This is a genomic window from Flavobacterium esculini, from assembly GCF_048284325.1.
Classification (GTDB): domain Bacteria; phylum Bacteroidota; class Bacteroidia; order Flavobacteriales; family Flavobacteriaceae; genus Flavobacterium.
The window spans coordinates 126,498-144,183 of record NZ_JBLVPI010000007.1 but is presented as its reverse complement, the minus strand read 5'-3'; the positions used below and the strand labels follow the sequence as shown (position 1 = coordinate 144,183).

The window sequence follows — 17,686 nt, the reverse complement described above, 5'->3', positions numbered from 1 at the left end:
ATTAAACAATTACTATTATGAAAGCAACGGCTAAAATTTTTATTCTGTTCCTTGCTGTCAATTCGGTTATCTTGATGATTCCTCAAAAAGCAGCTGCACAGGTATCCATTAACTTCCAGATTTTTTATGATGACTTAAGTCCATACGGTTATTGGATTGATACTCCAAAATATGGATACGCTTGGGTTCCCAATGTATCTGCTGCATTTATCCCTTACAGAACTAACGGATATTGGGTATATACTAATGTTGGCTGGACCTGGGTTTCTAATTATTCATGGGGATGGGCGCCTTTTCATTATGGACGCTGGTATTATGATCCTTATCATGAATGGATTTGGATTCCAGGTTATGAATGGGGACCTGGATGGGTCATCTGGAGAAGATCTGAGGGGTATTACGGATGGGCACCAATAGGGCCAGGTATAAGTATTTCTATTGCCTATGGCAGTGGTTATCGTTTGCCCTACAATTATTGGACATATGTACGAGACAGGGATTTTGGAAGAACTAATATTTATAATTATTATGTTCCTTCATCAAATAATGTTACAATCATTAACAATTCTACAGTGATAAATAACATTCAGAGAGACTATTCAACTCAAGTAAGATACAATGCAGGGCCTAATAGAACTGAGGTGCAAAATCGAATTGGTAAAACAATTTCCACAGTAACCCTAAGGGAAAGAAATAGACCAGGTCAGAATCTGAGTAACAGAGAACTTCATATATATAGACCCCGGGTAGAAAAACGCAGAGCTTCCGAACGAGAACCAGCCCCGTCTAAAGTGGTCCCATTGAAAGATGTAAAACCAGCTGGGCAAAGAACTCAGCCACGGAGAGGAAATCAACCAGTCAGACAGCAAGAACCCCAACGACAACCTAATGATCTGCCAGCAAGACAACGGCAACGAATGGAGCAGGAGACTAAAGAACAGCAAGCCAGACTGCAACGAATGCAGCAGGAGACTAAAGAACAGCAGGCCAGACAGCAACGAATGCAGCAGGAGACTAAAGAACAGCAGGCCAGACAGCAACGAATGCAGCAGGAGACTAAAGAACAGCAGGCCAGACAGCAGCGAATGCAGCAGGAGACTAAAGAACAGCAGGCCAGACAGCAGCGAATGCAGCAGGAGGCAAGAGATCAGCAGGTCAGACAGCAGCGAATGCAACCACAAGCGAAACCACAACAAAAACAGGGACGACGAGATGATTAGTAAGCGAAGTACTAACAAAATTACTTACTTCATCATTCCATCCGATAAAAGGCTGCTGTTCCAATATTAAAGTGGACTATTGAAATGGCCGGGAATCGAAATTTCAGAGTATAAAATAAATTTATTCTTTAAATTACATATCATTGAAAAATGAAGTGAAATGGAAACGTTTTAATTCACTTAAAATTAAGGCCATGAAAAAATTAATTTATACAATCAGTTTAGTAATAATCATATCATTGTTTAATGCGTGTTCAGCGGGCTATGTTTCAGTAGAACCTTCGTACCAAGAAACATATAGACCACCGCGTCCCAGCAGTAGCCATATCTGGATAGAAGGCAACTGGTATTGGGACAATAGAACACGCACTTATTATCATAGGGAGGGCAATTGGATTATACCGCGTCAAGGCCGTTATTATGAAACCGGTCATTGGATTCAAACTCGTCGCGGGTATCGTTGGGTCCCGGGCGGATGGCGATAATTGTTGTGTTAACTCCATTAATTGAAAAAAAATTAAAATTTAATCTTAAAAAATAATGATTATCGACTATTTAATTTTCAATCTATACTTACAGTAAGTATCTCCGTAAAAAACGACAACAAAAATTACTTTTAGTTGTCGTTTTTTGCTTTGCTAGCTATGTTATTATTTCTTTGCAGACAGTTAAGAACAATACATCATGTCGGGATTTCATCCCTTTAACAAAAATACAAATATTTCAAAAGCTAGAGGTTTAAATAACACCCCTGACACACAAATAGAAAGCTGTTCAGTGAAGTCTTAATACCGATTCTAACAACTGAAATCTGCAAAGTGAACATTAAATACTGATTACTTTTTTCTACATTTGCACCATGTTTTCACTTTTCAAATCAAAACCCTTACTTAAGGATTTAATTCCGGACAACCACATCGATATTCACTCGCATCTTTTGCCGGGTATTGATGATGGCGCCAAAAATTTTGAGGATACACTAAGACTAACCAAAGCGCTTCAAGGATTTGGAGTTTCACAGTTTATTACAACTCCGCACATTATTCAGCATGTATGGGACAATACGCATGAACAGATTCTATCCAATGCCACAACAACAGCATCTGATTTAAAAAAACAGACTATTACTGTTCCTTTTAAAGCTGCCGCTGAGTACCTGATGGATGATCAGTTTGTAAGGCTTTTTCAATCACACGATTTATTGACGCTCAAAGACAATTATGTATTGGTAGAAATGTCCTATATCAATGCTCCCATTCAATTGTTTTCCATATTATTTGACTTACAGGTGGCGGGATACATTCCTGTTTTAGCTCATCCGGAACGGTATTTATTTTATCATAACAATTTTAATGAGTATCTAAAACTGAAAAGAGCTGGCTGCTTGTTTCAGTTAAATTTACTATCGGTTGTTGGGTATTATGGTCCCGAAATCACTAAAATAGCAGAACAATTACTACAAAAAGGAATGTATGATTATGTAGGCTCTGATGTACATCACAACAATCATATTGCGTCCTTCGGTCAAAAAGTAAAACTAAAAGATATAGTCCCGCTGAAAGAAGCCATTGCCAACAATCAGTTTTTTAAGTTTGAGTAATCCGTTTTTTGGAAGTGAAAAAATCTCGAAATGATGTTGCCAATACACATCAATAGCCTATCATGTCAGTTCAAGTGATTTTATAAGTAGCGAAAGCATTTTTATAAAATTGTATCGAGAACCGTTGCAAAACCAAAACCTCATCTAAACAAACACTTCGTCAGTTCGAGTGATTTTATAAAGTAGCGACAGCGTTTTTATAAAATTGCATCGAGAACCCTTTCAAAACCAAAACCTCATCTAAACAAACACTTCGTCAGTTCGAGTGATTTTATAAAGTAGCGACAGCATTTTTATAAAATTGTATCGAGAACCGTTGCAAAACCAAAACCTCATCTAAACAAACACTTCGTCAGTTCGAGTGATTTTAAAGCTAAGATAATATTCCTAAACAAACGACACAATTAGCTTTAAAAATCGCATCGAGAACCATTGTACAAACTATATCCTTCATCATTACAATGAGTTCAAATTAAGCACTATTTTAAACTAAAAAAGCTTACAAAGAATAGTTCTTTGTAAGCTTTTTTTGAGCAAACCGTTTTAAAATAAATTATTACTTGTCTAATAATTCAAAAGTGGAATTCATACTTTTAAACTCGGGAACAATTTTTTTCATTTTAAGCACAATTTGGTCATTATCAAAATGATTCGCTATCCTTATAAGTTCTTCAATATCGGTATTCAAAACTTCAAAATCGTCTAGAATCTCTTCAGAAATCATAATTTTTTCATGGTAGGTAGGCAATGTTTTTGAGGTATCATTAAGCAACTCTTCGTATAATTTTTCTCCGGGTCTTAATCCGACAATTTGTATTTTTATATCCCTTTCTGGTATAAAACCAGCTAACTTAATCATCTTTCGGGCCAAATCGATAATTTTAACGGGTTTCCCCATGTCAAAAATATAAATTTCTCCTCCATTACCCATGGCTCCAGCCTCTAAAACTAATTGACAGGCCTCTGGTATGGTCATAAAGTACCTGATAATATCTGGATGTGTAATCGTAATTGGACCTCCATTTGCAATTTGCTTGGTAAACAATGGAACAACTGAACCATTAGATCCTAATACATTTCCAAAGCGAGTCGTAATGAATTTTGTTGCATTTTTTTCTCCGTTATCCTTACTCTTCAATTGTAAGGACTGCACATACTTTTCAGCTATTCTTTTGCTGGCTCCCATTACATTGCTTGGGTTTACTGCTTTGTCAGTCGATACCATTACAAATTTTTTAACCTTATAAAAGCACGATAAATCGGCAAGAATTTTTGTCCCTTCTACATTGGTGAGAATGGCCTGAGAAGGATTTTCTTCCATTAAGGGAACATGCTTATAAGCAGCTGCATGAAAAACAACTTGTGGCGCATATTTTTTAAAGACACTATTCATAGCTTCTTTATTCCTTACATCAGCAATAACGGTGTGCATTTTAGAATTAGAATCCAAACCACTCATCTCCAAACACATGTGATGCAACGGTGTTTCTGCCTGATCCAAAATAATAACAACCTTAGGACTAAAACCTAATACTTGACGAACAATTTCACTCCCTATGGACCCTGCTGCTCCGGTAATTAAAACGGTTTTATCTTTTAATTGTTTGGATATTGATTTATTATCTAACACTATAGGCTTTCTTTCCAGTAAATCTTCAATTTGAATACTCTTTACTTTTTGGCTAATCTCTTTTTGATTCTCCCAATCAGAAATCAATGGCACCGTGTACACTGTATAATTGAATTCTAAACATTGATCTACAATAACCAATCGCTCTTCTTTTGATAAACTTTTATCAGCAATAATAACAGCCTGAGCATTAACGGAACGCATTAATGGTGGTAGTTTTTTCTTCTTAACCAATATGGGCAAATCCAACATTCTTTTGGTGGCGTTCTGATTGTTTTTATCGACAAACCCAACAATTTTAAAACGGGAAGGGGTTTCAACTTTTAAAGCTTTTGCAACCGATATTGCATTCGCATCTGTACCATAAATTATCGTTCTGATTAATTTATTCGACCCTCGTTCTGAAAAATAAATTTCAAAAGTTCGTTTGATTATGACACGATATAAAAACAATCCGCAAAAAGAAAGTACTATATTGATAAAAAAAGCAGTATTTAAAAATGCTTTTTGTCCATAAAACAACTCGTAACCAAAGTTTAAGAAAAGAAATAGAACGAGCACAGCCATTTGTGAAAACAAAAGCTTAACGGCATCAATATAGGAAGAGTGCCTAATAATTCCAGAATAGGTCCTAAACAACCAAAAAAAGAAAATATTAATACCAAAAAAACAACTTATGAATAAATATCTTTGTGGCGTAATAATGTAGTCTAATCCAGTTCCCTTAAATATTAGGATAGTAAAAAAAAACGCAAGTACTAAAACCGAAAAATCGATCATAATAATAATCCATCTGGGCAGATAGCTTAAATTATGAATATTAAATTTTAAATTTTCTCTTGAAAAAAAATTAGGACTAGATGATAGCCCCTTGTTTTTAATAGTACTCAAAGTTTTTTTTTTAAAGATTAACTACTTGGCATGCATCAAAAATAACATTTAATGGATGAAAAAAAAAATCATATTGATTCAATTTACTCTAATCTTCGAATAGATACAACAAGATATGTAGTACATCCCTTAGTATCAACCAAAATTCATATTTAATTAGAGAAATAAAATAGGCTAATCCGTTGGGTACAATTGTTTTTTTACAACAAATTTTAGTCAGTTAGAGTGTTTTTCGACAGTTTGTCACGACACTTAAGGATATTGTGGCATAAAGCGCGAAAAAATATACCGATAGCTATCGGGATGAGAATTGTTTTTTAATAATTATATCATCAATCAATAATAAAATTGTTCAATATTTTTTGTCTCATCGAGCCAGTCGAGATGCAATAAAGGGTTTCGACTTAAGCCTGCCCTGAGTTCTTATTGAAAGAGGAAAGCCCCACATAGTAAAAAATCGGGAATGGTAGTGTTTCTAGTCAGTTCGAGTGTTTTTTTTTGTGGAGTAAAACGCAACAAAATATGTATCGAGAACCATTTAATAATAATAATAATAATAATATGCAATCCGTCCTCTAGAGTTTATGCTTCAACAATCCCAAAAGATACTCCCCATAACCTGATTTTTTCAAAGGTTCCGCCAATTCTGTAAGTTGTTGATCTGAAATAAAACCTTGTCTCCAGGCGATTTCTTCGATACAACCTACTTTTAGTCCTTGACGCTCTTCTATAACCTGTACAAATTGCCCTGCCTGCATTAAACTGTTAAAAGTCCCGGTATCCAACCAAGCCGTTCCTCTGCTTAAAATACCCACTTTCAAAGCTCCTTTTTCCAAGTACACTTTGTTCACATCGGTAATTTCATATTCACCACGAGCACTTGGCTTGATATTTTTGGCAATTTCGACTACTGAATTATCATAAAAATACAAACCGGGTACTGCATAATTTGATTTAGGCTTCAAAGGTTTTTCTTCGATCGAAAGGGCTTTGAAATTAGCATCAAACTCAACTACACCATAGCGTTCTGGGTCAGAAACGTGATACGCAAATACCACCCCGCCGTCCGGATTGGTATTTGTTTGCAACAACTCATCCATATTAGAACCAAAGAAAATATTATCTCCTAATACTAAAGCTACACTATCATTACCTATAAATTCTTCCCCAATAACAAAAGCTTGAGCTAATCCATTTGGGATTGCCTGCTCTGCATAACTGAATTGACAACCTAATGCTGCGCCATCTCCTAATAATTTCTTAAAATTAGGCAAATCATGAGGTGTCGAAATAATTAATATTTCATGAATCCCAGCCATCATTAAAGTAGACAACGGATAATAGATCATGGGCTTGTCATAAACTGGCATCATTTGTTTGCTCATCGCTAAAGTTAATGGGTGCAAACGGGTTCCTGAGCCTCCTGCTAATATAATTCCCTTCATATTTTTTGACTTTTAGTCTTTCGACTTTAAACTTTTGACTAATTTTTCACAAAAAAACGAAATACTGAAACCTGAACACTGATTACTGCACTCTGTTTACTATAAACTGATTACTGAACACTGAACACTGATTACTAATGATACTGTTTTTCGTAATAAGTAGCATACTCACCAGAAGTGATATTATTCAACCAGGTTTGATTTTCCAAATACCAATTTACGGTTTTTTCTAATCCCTCTTCAAAAGTAACTGATGGCTTCCATCCCAACTCTTTGTGTATCTTAGAGGCATCAATGGCATAACGCAAATCATGCCCGGGACGGTCTTTTACATAAGCAATTAATTGTTCCGAACTACCGATAGATCTTCCTAATTTTTCATCCATTATTTTGCAAAGCAACTGCACTAAATCAATGTTTTGCCATTCATTAAACCCGCCAATATTATAGGTATCGTGATTGACACCTGCATGAAATACTAAATCAATCGCTACGGCATGGTCTTCAACAAAAAGCCAATCACGAGTATATTTCCCATCACCATATACGGGTAAAGGTTTATTTTGAATAATATTATTAATAAACAGAGGAATTAATTTCTCTGGAAAATGATAGGGCCCATAATTATTGGAACAATTCGTCAATACATAAGGCAAGCCATACGTTTCCCCATACGCTCTTACAAAATGATCTGAGCTCGCTTTAGAAGCAGAGTAAGGAGAATTAGGGGCATAGGCGGTAGTCTCTGTAAACAAACCTTCTGAACCCAAACTACCGTAAACCTCATCGGTACTGATATGGTAAAAACGTTTTCCTTCATAATTACCATGCCAAATAGTTTTAGCCGCATTTAACAAATTCATCGTTCCTATAACATTTGTTTTCACAAAAGATAAGGGATCAGTTATAGAACGATCAACATGAGATTCGGCAGCTAAATGTAAAATCCCATCAAATTGATGCTCAGCAAATAATTGATCGATAAATGACGCATCAACGATATCTCCCTTTATGAAGGTATAATTGGACTCTTTTTCTATATCAACAATATTTTCCAGATTCCCTGCATAGGTAAGTGCATCCAAATTAAAAATTTGATACTGAGGATATTTATTAACGAAAAGTCGTACTACATGGGAACCTATAAAACCAGCACCACCAGTAATTAATATTTTTTTCATCATTATTTCTATATTTATTACTCCTCAGCTCAAGGGATAATTATTATTTTAACAAAAGTTATTATAAATCAATTAAATGGTATCATTTCCATGATCTATATGTCCTTAGCTGCCGCAGTCGAGCGTCAAATGTTTGAAGAATCCGTAAAAGAAAAGCTGTTTGAGCGCAACGAGTTCTTTTCTTTTAGCATTCGAAAACTAATTTGACCGACGAGGGAGCGATGACTTCATTTTTTTATTTCTTTTTAAATCAAGCAAAAGAAAATAATTTTATTTTAACTAGGGATTTACAATAGAAAATCAGTTCGGATAATCAAGACACATGAATCTACCTACCGCCATAGTTTTTCCTATGCTTACTTCTGAAACTCTAACAATCCCATACATTTCCTCAAACTGGCTTCATAATCAGACACCTCCACCCCATAAACAGACCTAATCTTAGTGGTATCCAATAAAGAGTATTGAGGGCGTTTTGCCGGTGTTGGATATTCCGAGGAAGAAATTCCGCTGATTTCACAATCAAAACCTCCAATCTCTTGTATTGCCAATGCAAATTCATACCAACTAATCTCTCCTTCATTGGAAAAATTATAAATACCAGCCTGCCAATTACCATGTGTAATTATCGTCATGATCGCTTGAGCCAAATCGGCTGCATAAGTAGGACTTCCTATCTGATCATTTACAACATGTAAACTATCCCTTTCTTGCATCAATCGGGACATCGTTTTTACAAAATTATTTCCAAAACTGGAATACACCCAAGAAGTCCTGATAACAATTGCATTCGGATTTTGTTCCAGAGAAGCCTTTTCTCCTGCTAACTTAGTTACCCCATACACATTGATAGGATTGGTTTGTGCCGTTTCCGTCAAAGAAATTGCCGCCGTTCCATCAAAAACATAATCGGTAGAAACATGTATTAGTTTACAGCCATTGGCCTGACTCCATTTTGCAATCACAGCAACTGCTTGGTGATTTAAAACAGCCGCTAATTCAGGCTGAGACTCTGCTCTATCCACAGCAGTATAGGCAGCACAATTAATGATGAATTGCGGATTAATTGTAGTTAATTTAGTTTCTAAAGCTTCTAAATCACACAAATCCAGCTCATTTCTATCGGTAAAAAGCCATTCAAACTGAGTATAATTTTTTGACAATACAGCCAATTCAGAACCTAATTGCCCAGTGGATCCGGTAACTACTATTTTTTTCATTTAATCTTTTAAATTTCCAAGACACAGACACGTTTTACAATTACCCTTGCACACTATTTTTTGAACCCAAAACCATTCATCCTGAGCTTGTAGAAACACACTTCACTACTACTTTTCTTAGTGTCAAAACAAATTTACGTTTTGAATTTTCACCTCACTTTAGGGATAGGGTAAAACGAAAAATTATTTCACAACTACTTTAAATCTTAAACACTTTTAAAACTCCCAAAGAGTTAAAGCCCATATTCTAAAGTGTTTGTGGTCCTAGTGACTTCTTTGTAAACTTTGTGGTTAACTATTAAAACTCCCAATCTATTTCGTTAAAACTAGGTAAAATTAAATCCTTTTCTGAAACAATAATTTCATTAGCATCTAATTGCCAGTCAATTGCTAAAGTGGGGTCATCATAACGGATTCCTCTTTCACTTTCTTTATGATACAATTGATCTACCTTATACATAACTGAGGCTGTTTCACTCAAAACTGAAAAACCATGAGCAAAGCCGTGAGGAACCATCAATTGTTTTTTATTTTTCGCACTCAAAACCACACTGTAATACTTACCATAAGTAGGCGAATTTCTACGAAAATCTACCGCTACATCCAGAATTTCTCCTTGCAATACCCGTACTAATTTAGCTTGTGCAAAAGGATTGATTTGCAAATGCAATCCCCGGACCACCCCACGCTTAGAAAAAGACTGATTGTCTTGTATAAATTGATAGTCAATACCATTTTCTAAAAACTGAGCTTGATTGTAAGCTTCAAAAAAATACCCTCTAGAGTCCTCAAAAACTGTCGGAATAATGATTAATAAGTCTTTTATAAATGTAGTCTCAACGCTCATATGTAATTTTTATTTTTTAACGATTCGAATATTTTTAAAGACATAATTTTGGTTTAATTTACAAAAAAACTATTAATCTTTTATAATTAAGTGTATTGTTATTTCACTACAAATATTACCCGTTGTGCTTTATTAAATTAAATTGATTTTCAAATTATTTATGTTTCTATCAAACACGAACATGTTTAGATATTGAACCATTGTTAAAGCGAATAATTTGCTTAATAATCTTGTTTTAAAACCATGAAAAGATTTAGCATAATTCCTTCTAATCATATATTGATCGCACAATTGAGAGAATAAAGTTTCTATTCTTTTTCTGGATTTTATAAAAATATAAGCTTGCTTTTTATACTTTTTTTGGTTGGCTCTCATTGGAGTTTCTAATTTTATATTTACTGTTTCAAAAAGATTTAATTGTATTTCAGCAGACAAGTAACCCCTATCTCCAAGCAATATACAATCAGTCATTTGTGTTTTAATATCTTTCAAGTAATGAATATCATGAACCGATGCGGGACTTATTCAAAATTTCGAAAAACATCTGCAACTGAGCAAACTGCGTGAAGTTTATAACCCTAAAAATGACTTTTTTGAGAAGCACAATATCCTCTATTGGGTATTGCATTTTCAATCTCTTTACATATTTTTGAACGTGTTGATCTAGATAATTTGCATACCTCTAATGGCATCGAATCAACTACATAATAATCTTCAAATTTATTTAATTTCAAGGCTAATTCTTTTCTAATTTCTTCCATCCAATTGAACAACTTTCTCTTTCGTTTATTATAAACACTTCTTTCAATTTTATCAGACAAATAAGTCCCTTTCAAATTTCTAAATAATTGATATTCAAAATCTATTGATAAATATTCTGCTGTAATATTAATTGTAACCAATTCAAAATCAGATAGTTTTGGTTTTATAGGTTTGAAATAATAATTATCACTAAACTCTAATTTTTGTAATTCATTTAAAATTAATTTGTAATTTGCTTCAAAGTTGTTCATAATATATTTGATTGGAAGTCAGTATAATATACTATTTTTTTAGTGTAATGAGCAACTTTTTTATAATGCACTACGGGTAAATATTTTAAATCCAGAAGCAAATATTCTTTTTTTTAATTCCAATAGAAGATAAATTAATATGACTATCCGTGACTAATACCAATTAATTATTTCAGCCATGAATTACAACGAATTCCTTTTTAATTTTTAAAAAATTAGTGAAAATTAGTGTAATTCGTGGTTACCTTTTTCAAAGCGTTTGTGTCCAGTAAATTTAGTCCGTTTTGCGGACAGTCATAAAAATTAATTTTCACAATTTCTCATTTATATTCAAGTAAATTTAAAAAACAACTCCCTAATTAGATTTAATTAATTTTATATTTAGTAATGTCTTTATGTTGATTACAGGTCCCTTTTCATCGAAGAACCGAACCCTTTATTGTAATAATAAAATCCAAAAAAATACATTTTAAATTTACTACAGTTAAAATGATTTAAAAGATATAATCAGGAAAAATAATCTGATTTGGATAAAAAGTATTTTTAAATCTGGCATTACCCACTTCTACAGGCCTCTAGACACTCAAAACACATGAAAATATTTTGATTAAATCTGATTACAACACCTTAATTAATCAAAAATCCACACGGCTTCGCAACTGTAAGCAAATTTTCAAGCCTACTCTTTTTAATTTTTTCTTTACAAAGCTAAAGTAAAATTAAAAGAAAACAGATAGTTTCAATATGAAATATAAATCAAAAAGTCCTTTCTCTTATTTACATTCTAGTATCAGACAACAAACTCTAACATTTTTTTTTTGCAAAAGCAAACACAATTAGTTTTAATCCGTAAAAACTGAATTCTATAAGCAACAACAATCATTAAAAAGAAAAAAAGTTTACAAAATATTTTATTTTGCAAACTTTTTTCTTTTTAATAAATCAAAAACTAGTATTATTATTTTTTAAATAGTGTTTTATACCAAGGTTCTTTTTCAACTTTAATTCCATATCCATATCCATATCCATATCCTTTAGTAGAATCTGTATCATTAAGAAGGATACACATATTAGGCAATTTTTTTTCTTTGTATAATGCATTTGGAACATTCAGCATGCGTTTTTCTAAAAAATTAGCACGTGCCACATAAATAAAGCAATCGGCGTATTTCGCAATCAATAAGGTATCTGTTACTAAACTTACCGGTGCAGTATCCACTATAATATAATCGTATTGTGATTTTAAATCTTTAAAAAACACTTCTACTTTTTTGCTCATCAATAACTCTGCAGGATTAGGCGGTATTACACCTGCTGGCATGACATGAAAATCTTCATATCCATCATACTTGACAATCAAATCCTCCAAAACAAGATCTTTTGAAGACAAATAATTAGTAAATCCTCTATCTGGCAAAGTCAGATATTCATCTAATCTGGGATTTCTAATGTCCATACCTATCAACAACACTTTTTTACCTGATAACGCAAAAGTGGCTGCAAGATTTACTGAAACAAATGTTTTCCCTTCTTTTGGAAAAGTAGAAGTCAAAAATATTGTTTTAGCCTGACCATCAGGAACCTTACCTAGCATAAATTCTAGATTTGTCCTAATAATTCGCAAAGCCTCCGCTGAACTTGTTCTACTCTCTGATCTTATAATTTCCGAAGGACTATCCGAAGTAGGAACATCACCTATAAAAGGAATTTGCGTTTTTCCATCTAAGTCTAAACGACTTTTTATTTTTGTATCCAATAAATCAATAAAATATATAATTGCAAATGGAACAAGTATTCCTAACAGTAGCGCAACAAAATAAATAATACTTCTTTTAGGAGCTACTGGAATTTTTGACCCTTTGGCAGCATCTATTACTCTTGCATTAGGCTCAGTGGCTGATAAAGAAATAGCCGTTTCTTCTCTTTTCTGCAATAAATATAAATACAACTCTTCTTTCACTTTTTGCTGACGAGCAATCATTCTAAACTTACGTTCTTGAACTGGTATTTTCCCAATTTTATTATTCAAAAGTCCTTCCTGACTGTTTAAGTCTCGTTTCTGTATATTCAAACTAGATTGCATCCTCATCAAACTGGTTGCTACATTTGATTTTAAAGAAGATAACTGTTCATCCATTTTAATAACCGAAGGATTTGCATCAGTTGCAGATTTAAGAATCCTGTTTCGATCTAATACTAATTGATTGTATGAATTAACTAACTCAGAAGCATCACCAGTACCGGCTATAATATTTGTTGGTAATAAATCTGATTTTTTGCTTTTCTTCATAAAATCTAACATCGAGGCAATAACATTCAATTGAATATCCGTCTCTACAACTTTTTTATTATACTCTCCAGAACCTTCTATAAAAAGTTTCGCTTCGGTTTCAATATCAGTTAACCTGTTCGTACTTTTAAAATTTTGAACATTTTGTTCTACACCATCAAGTTCTTCCGTTATTAATGCAAGTCTATTATTAATAAATAATGACGTATTTTCAGAAATAAAATTCTTGTCAGCTACGGCGTCTTGGTTATAATTCAAGACTAGATTGTCTAAAAACTCTTCAGCTTTTTCTAATAATGGATCAACAATCGAAATTTCAACAACACTACTTGTTTTACTTAGTGGACTAACTTTCAATCTATTTTTAAAACTATGCACTACACTTTCAAGAGGAGTGATTAAAATATCAATCGGGATAGCATTTTTATAAAAAGCACTATTGCTTTCATTTAATTTATTAATCACCAGCGTTCCATACTTAGTCTTAATAGACTCTCCATATTTAAACTGTTCTTTGTTATTCAATAATACATTTCCACCTGATGAATTATCCACTAATTTAAAAGAAGTAGGTGTAGTTGCTAAGAATTCAAAAGCCATTTTATTTTCATAGAAACTAGGCTCCTGACCAGTAAAATTAACCAGAATTGGCACACTTTTAAACATTTCAGTACTAATTATTTTACCCTTAACAATCAATGCAATATTTAAATTCATTTTCTTGATGGTACTTTCAATCAGTGATCTTGACTTTAAAATTTCAATTTCATTGTCAAGATTATTTTTAATACCGCCACCAATTCCCATATCAGAAAAAGCCGATAATTCAGAAAGCATGCCTCCTTTTTTTTCATCTTTAACCAATATCGTAGTAGATGCCTGATATTGTGGTATACTATATCTCAAATAGAGAAAAGCTATCAATAAACTGATAAAAACACCTAATACAAACCATTTCCAATTAGATAAATACTGTTGTATTACATCCCGAATTTGAAAATCTTGCTCGATAGTTTCATTTGCCATATTATTTTCCATAGAACCGATTTATTTTGAAGAGGTAACAATTAGTGTGATTAATGTAATAATTAGAGAGGAAACTGAAATAATTACTCCAGTATTTGAACCAACTGCAGCTCCGTTTATTCTGGTTTTATTAGGTTCCACATAAACCACGTCATTTTGGGATAAATAATAAAAGGGAGAATTTATAAATTCTGCTTTGGTAATATCAACTCTATTATAAGACTTCACACCATCAATTTCCCTTATAATCAATATGTTATGTCTTTTCCCGTAAATAGTTAAGTCTTTAGCCATACTTAAAGCTTCAATCAAAGTAAGTCTCTCTGAAACTACGGTATAGGTTCCAGGCGAATTAACTTCTCCTTGTAAAGAAACTTTAAAATTCATCACACGAAGGTTAACCATTGGATTTTTAATATAAGTCGAAATCTTTTTGCACAACATTTCCAATACTTCTGAACGAGTCATGCCACTAATTTTCAATTTTCCAAGGATTGGAAAATTAATATTCCCCATCGTGTCAACTAAATACAATTGAGCTGATTGTAGCCCTGGAGTATCCTGCTTATCAACACTTACTACACTAACAGTGTTAAGATTAAAAGGAGCTGCTATTTCAGGATCTTCTGCAGAAACAATGATCATCAACAAATCATCAGGCTGTATTTTAATTTCATAAGAAGTACCTTTTTCTTGCTTCTGTAGAATATCAATATTTTGATAATAAACAATATCTTTTTTTGAGGCACATGAAAAGAATAGCACTATAAAAAAAAACGAAACTGTTTTTTTTATTGAGGAAAAATATCTCATAAATAATATTTTATTTTTTTATTGAACATACTAATTGTAAAAAATTTACTACAAATAAAAACTTAATGATTTTTTTATAATTTTAATTTAACGGTGCAAATATAGGTATTAAGACCTGACAACAGCTAAAAAAATAGCTAAAAAAAACAACCCTATTCGATTGCCTGAAACGCAGCACTTTGTGTGTTTTTCATTCATTTATAATTTTCAAATTTAAGTATGAATTTTATTTACCTATTAATTTCGAAAGAACACCTCTAATTCTCGTACGCTCTTCATCAGTTAAATTAGAACCGGATGGCAAGCATAAACCATTTTCAAAAAGGGTTTCTGCAATTTCGTTGCCATAATAGGGATAGTCTTGAAAAACAGGTTGCAAATGCATGGGTTTCCATAAAGGCCTGGATTCAATGTTTTCCAACTCTAATGCCAATCGAATCGTTTCCCTTGTAATACCGTTAGTTACTTTTGGATCTACTAAAATGGAACTTAGCCAATAATTAGCAAAATAATTATTATTAGGAACTGTAAAAACAGTAATTCCTGATATATCTTTAAAAACATCCACATAAAAATCATGCATGGCTCTTCGCAACGAAACATGCTCATCTAACACTTCCATTTGACCACGACCAATACCAGCACAGATGTTGCTCATCCTATAGTTATATCCTATTTCACTATGCTGATAATGCGGCGCCTCTTCTCTAGATTGTGTGGCAAAAAAAATAGCTTTATCTTTCAAAGCTTTAGTTTTTGTAACTATAGCACCTCCACCAGAAGTTGTGATAATTTTATTACCATTAAATGACAAAACACTAATATCCCCAAAAGTGCCACATTTTCGACCTTTATAACTGCTCCCCAAAGCTTCAGCACTGTCTTCTAAAATAGGGATTTCGTATCGATCAGCAATCGTTCTAACAACCTCTATTTGATATGGAACTCCATACAAATGCACAGAAATAATAGCTTTTGGCTTCTTCCCTTTTGCCATTCTTTCAATAATAGCTTTCTCTAATGCAAGAGGGCATAAATTCCAAGTTTCTGATTCACTGTCTATAAATACTGGGATAGCACCCTGATATAAAATAGGGTTAGCAGAAGCTGAAAAAGTCATACTTTGACAAATCACTTCATCACCTGCTTGTACACCTAATAAAATAAGACCTAAATGAATTGCAGCCGTACCAGAACTCAAAGCCCCTACATGAGATTGACTTCCTAAATAGCTACTAAGATCTTGTTCTAAATTATTTACATTTGGACCAAGCGGTGCAACCCAATTGGTATCAAAAGCTTCTTTTACAAATTTTTCTTCATTTCCACCCATGTGTGGAGAGGAAAGCCATATTTTTGAATTATTCATTGTGCGTGATATATTTAAAAAATTTAATACAAGAAAAAAATTAACTTACTTTTATTGATTTATTATATTCAAATTTAGATTTTAATTTTAGAAATGGTAACTCTATCAAATTAAAACTAATCCAAGAAATCACTATTGTTAATAAAACAACCAAAATAAATCCAATATAGATATCCGTTTGAAAATAATAATCTATTAGTATAATTGATAACATATGCCATACATAAATCCCATAACTTATTTTTCCTAAAAATTGAATAAATTTATTCTGAAGCAATTGACTAATAATTGAATCATCCTTAATTGAAATTACATATAAAATTACACCTAAATAAAGTATTCCAAAAAAAGTGTGCTTAAACACTTCTTTAATAATAATAGAACCAAACAACTCTAACATTAATATTCCTAAAGCTCCTATAACTATTAAACCAATATATTTATACAGATTATCTCTTTTCAGTAAACCTGCTTTTAACTCGTAAACAGCAAGTAATCCACCCAAAACTAATTGATCTAACCTTGTAAAAGTAAAAACATTAATCTCATACCCCTTGTAGGACATAAAAAAACGCAAGAGATGAACTAGAATAATAATAATAAAACTCCAGTTCAAAAGAGTTTTATTATTTATTTTCAAACAAAAATAAACTATTGCAGGCCATAATAAATAAAAATGTTCTTCAACTGATAATGACCAAAAATGCTCTGGTCCAACAGCTCCCCAATTAAAAGTTCTTGCAAAATTTTGGAGATAAAACACATATGCCAACTGTTTAGAACTTATTTCAAAGAACAAATTTCCATCAAGTAAAGACGGAATAAGATAGTATAACACTAACGAAAAATAGTAAAGAGGAAAAATCCTCAAAGTACGTCTCATGTAAAAAGACTTAAAATAATTATCTAGATTAGATGTTTGAATTAAAATTCTTGTAATTACAAAACCGGATAAAACAAAAAATAAAGACACTCCAGAATTCCCTATAGCTGCAATCTTAACCAATAATGTTTCACTTCCTATTCTATTTTTAACAAAATAATGGCAACAAATAACTGCAAATACAGCAAAAGCTCTTAGTGCATCTAAATTTTTATAATATTTTAATTTATTCATAAAGGCGAATTAAATTTTTAAATA

General features: G+C 32.6%; 11 protein-coding genes and 1 pseudogene. 2 read left to right on the top strand and 10 right to left on the bottom strand.

Going from position 1 to position 17,686, the window contains the following annotated elements:
• The first annotated feature begins 17 nt into the window (after nucleotides 1-17).
• Together ACNQGG_RS08325 and ACNQGG_RS08320 are read left to right on the top strand one after the other, a co-directional pair.
• On the top strand, nucleotides 18-1,220 hold the full coding sequence (locus ACNQGG_RS08325; protein WP_417962930.1) for a DUF6600 domain-containing protein: 1,203 nt from the start codon (nucleotides 18-20) through the stop codon (nucleotides 1,218-1,220).
• An 859-nt stretch (nucleotides 1,221-2,079) separates the two neighbouring features.
• On the top strand, nucleotides 2,080-2,820 hold the full coding sequence (locus ACNQGG_RS08320; protein WP_417962928.1) for a tyrosine-protein phosphatase: 741 nt from the start codon (nucleotides 2,080-2,082) through the stop codon (nucleotides 2,818-2,820).
• Nucleotides 2,821-3,376: 556 nt separating this feature from the next.
• Here ACNQGG_RS08320 and ACNQGG_RS08315 read toward each other — a convergent pair.
• The 10 genes and pseudogenes from ACNQGG_RS08315 to ACNQGG_RS08270 all read right to left on the bottom strand — a co-directional run bounded on the left by ACNQGG_RS08315 (nucleotide 3,377) and on the right by ACNQGG_RS08270 (nucleotide 17,662).
• Nucleotides 3,377-5,332: a polysaccharide biosynthesis protein gene (locus tag ACNQGG_RS08315; protein WP_417963026.1), complete on the bottom strand. Its 1,956-nt coding sequence runs from the start codon at nucleotides 5,330-5,332 to the stop codon at nucleotides 3,377-3,379.
• A gap of 584 nt (nucleotides 5,333-5,916) precedes the next feature.
• Entirely contained in the window at nucleotides 5,917-6,786 is an 870-nt protein-coding gene (gene rfbA / locus ACNQGG_RS08310) for a glucose-1-phosphate thymidylyltransferase RfbA (RefSeq protein WP_417962926.1), read from the bottom strand.
• Nucleotides 6,787-6,920: 134 nt separating this feature from the next.
• A complete protein-coding gene (gene rfbB, locus ACNQGG_RS08305; RefSeq protein ID WP_417963024.1) occupies nucleotides 6,921-7,967 on the bottom strand; it encodes a dTDP-glucose 4,6-dehydratase in 1,047 nt (348 codons plus the stop codon).
• Between the two features lie 356 nt (nucleotides 7,968-8,323).
• Nucleotides 8,324-9,187 (bottom strand): dTDP-4-dehydrorhamnose reductase, encoded by an 864-nt coding sequence (rfbD, locus tag ACNQGG_RS08300; RefSeq protein ID WP_417962924.1) that lies wholly within the window; start codon nucleotides 9,185-9,187, stop codon nucleotides 8,324-8,326.
• A gap of 298 nt (nucleotides 9,188-9,485) precedes the next feature.
• Complete coding sequence (rfbC, locus tag ACNQGG_RS08295) at nucleotides 9,486-10,034, bottom strand: dTDP-4-dehydrorhamnose 3,5-epimerase (protein WP_417962922.1); 549 nt, start codon at nucleotides 10,032-10,034, stop codon at nucleotides 9,486-9,488.
• Between the two features lie 132 nt (nucleotides 10,035-10,166).
• Nucleotides 10,167-11,047 (bottom strand): annotated as a pseudogene (locus ACNQGG_RS08290) (IS982 family transposase).
• Between the two features lie 958 nt (nucleotides 11,048-12,005).
• Nucleotides 12,006-14,375 (bottom strand): GumC family protein, encoded by a 2,370-nt coding sequence (locus ACNQGG_RS08285; protein ID WP_417962920.1) that lies wholly within the window; start codon nucleotides 14,373-14,375, stop codon nucleotides 12,006-12,008.
• A 9-nt stretch (nucleotides 14,376-14,384) separates the two neighbouring features.
• Nucleotides 14,385-15,176, bottom strand: a complete 792-nt coding sequence (locus ACNQGG_RS08280; RefSeq protein WP_417962918.1) for a polysaccharide biosynthesis/export family protein — start codon at nucleotides 15,174-15,176, stop codon at nucleotides 14,385-14,387.
• 226 nt (nucleotides 15,177-15,402) lie between these two features.
• Entirely contained in the window at nucleotides 15,403-16,545 is a 1,143-nt protein-coding gene (locus tag ACNQGG_RS08275) for a DegT/DnrJ/EryC1/StrS family aminotransferase (RefSeq protein WP_417962916.1), read from the bottom strand.
• A gap of 40 nt (nucleotides 16,546-16,585) precedes the next feature.
• On the bottom strand, nucleotides 16,586-17,662 hold the full coding sequence (locus ACNQGG_RS08270) for an acyltransferase family protein (RefSeq protein ID WP_417962914.1): 1,077 nt from the start codon (nucleotides 17,660-17,662) through the stop codon (nucleotides 16,586-16,588).
• Nucleotides 17,663-17,686 lie beyond the last annotated feature (24 nt).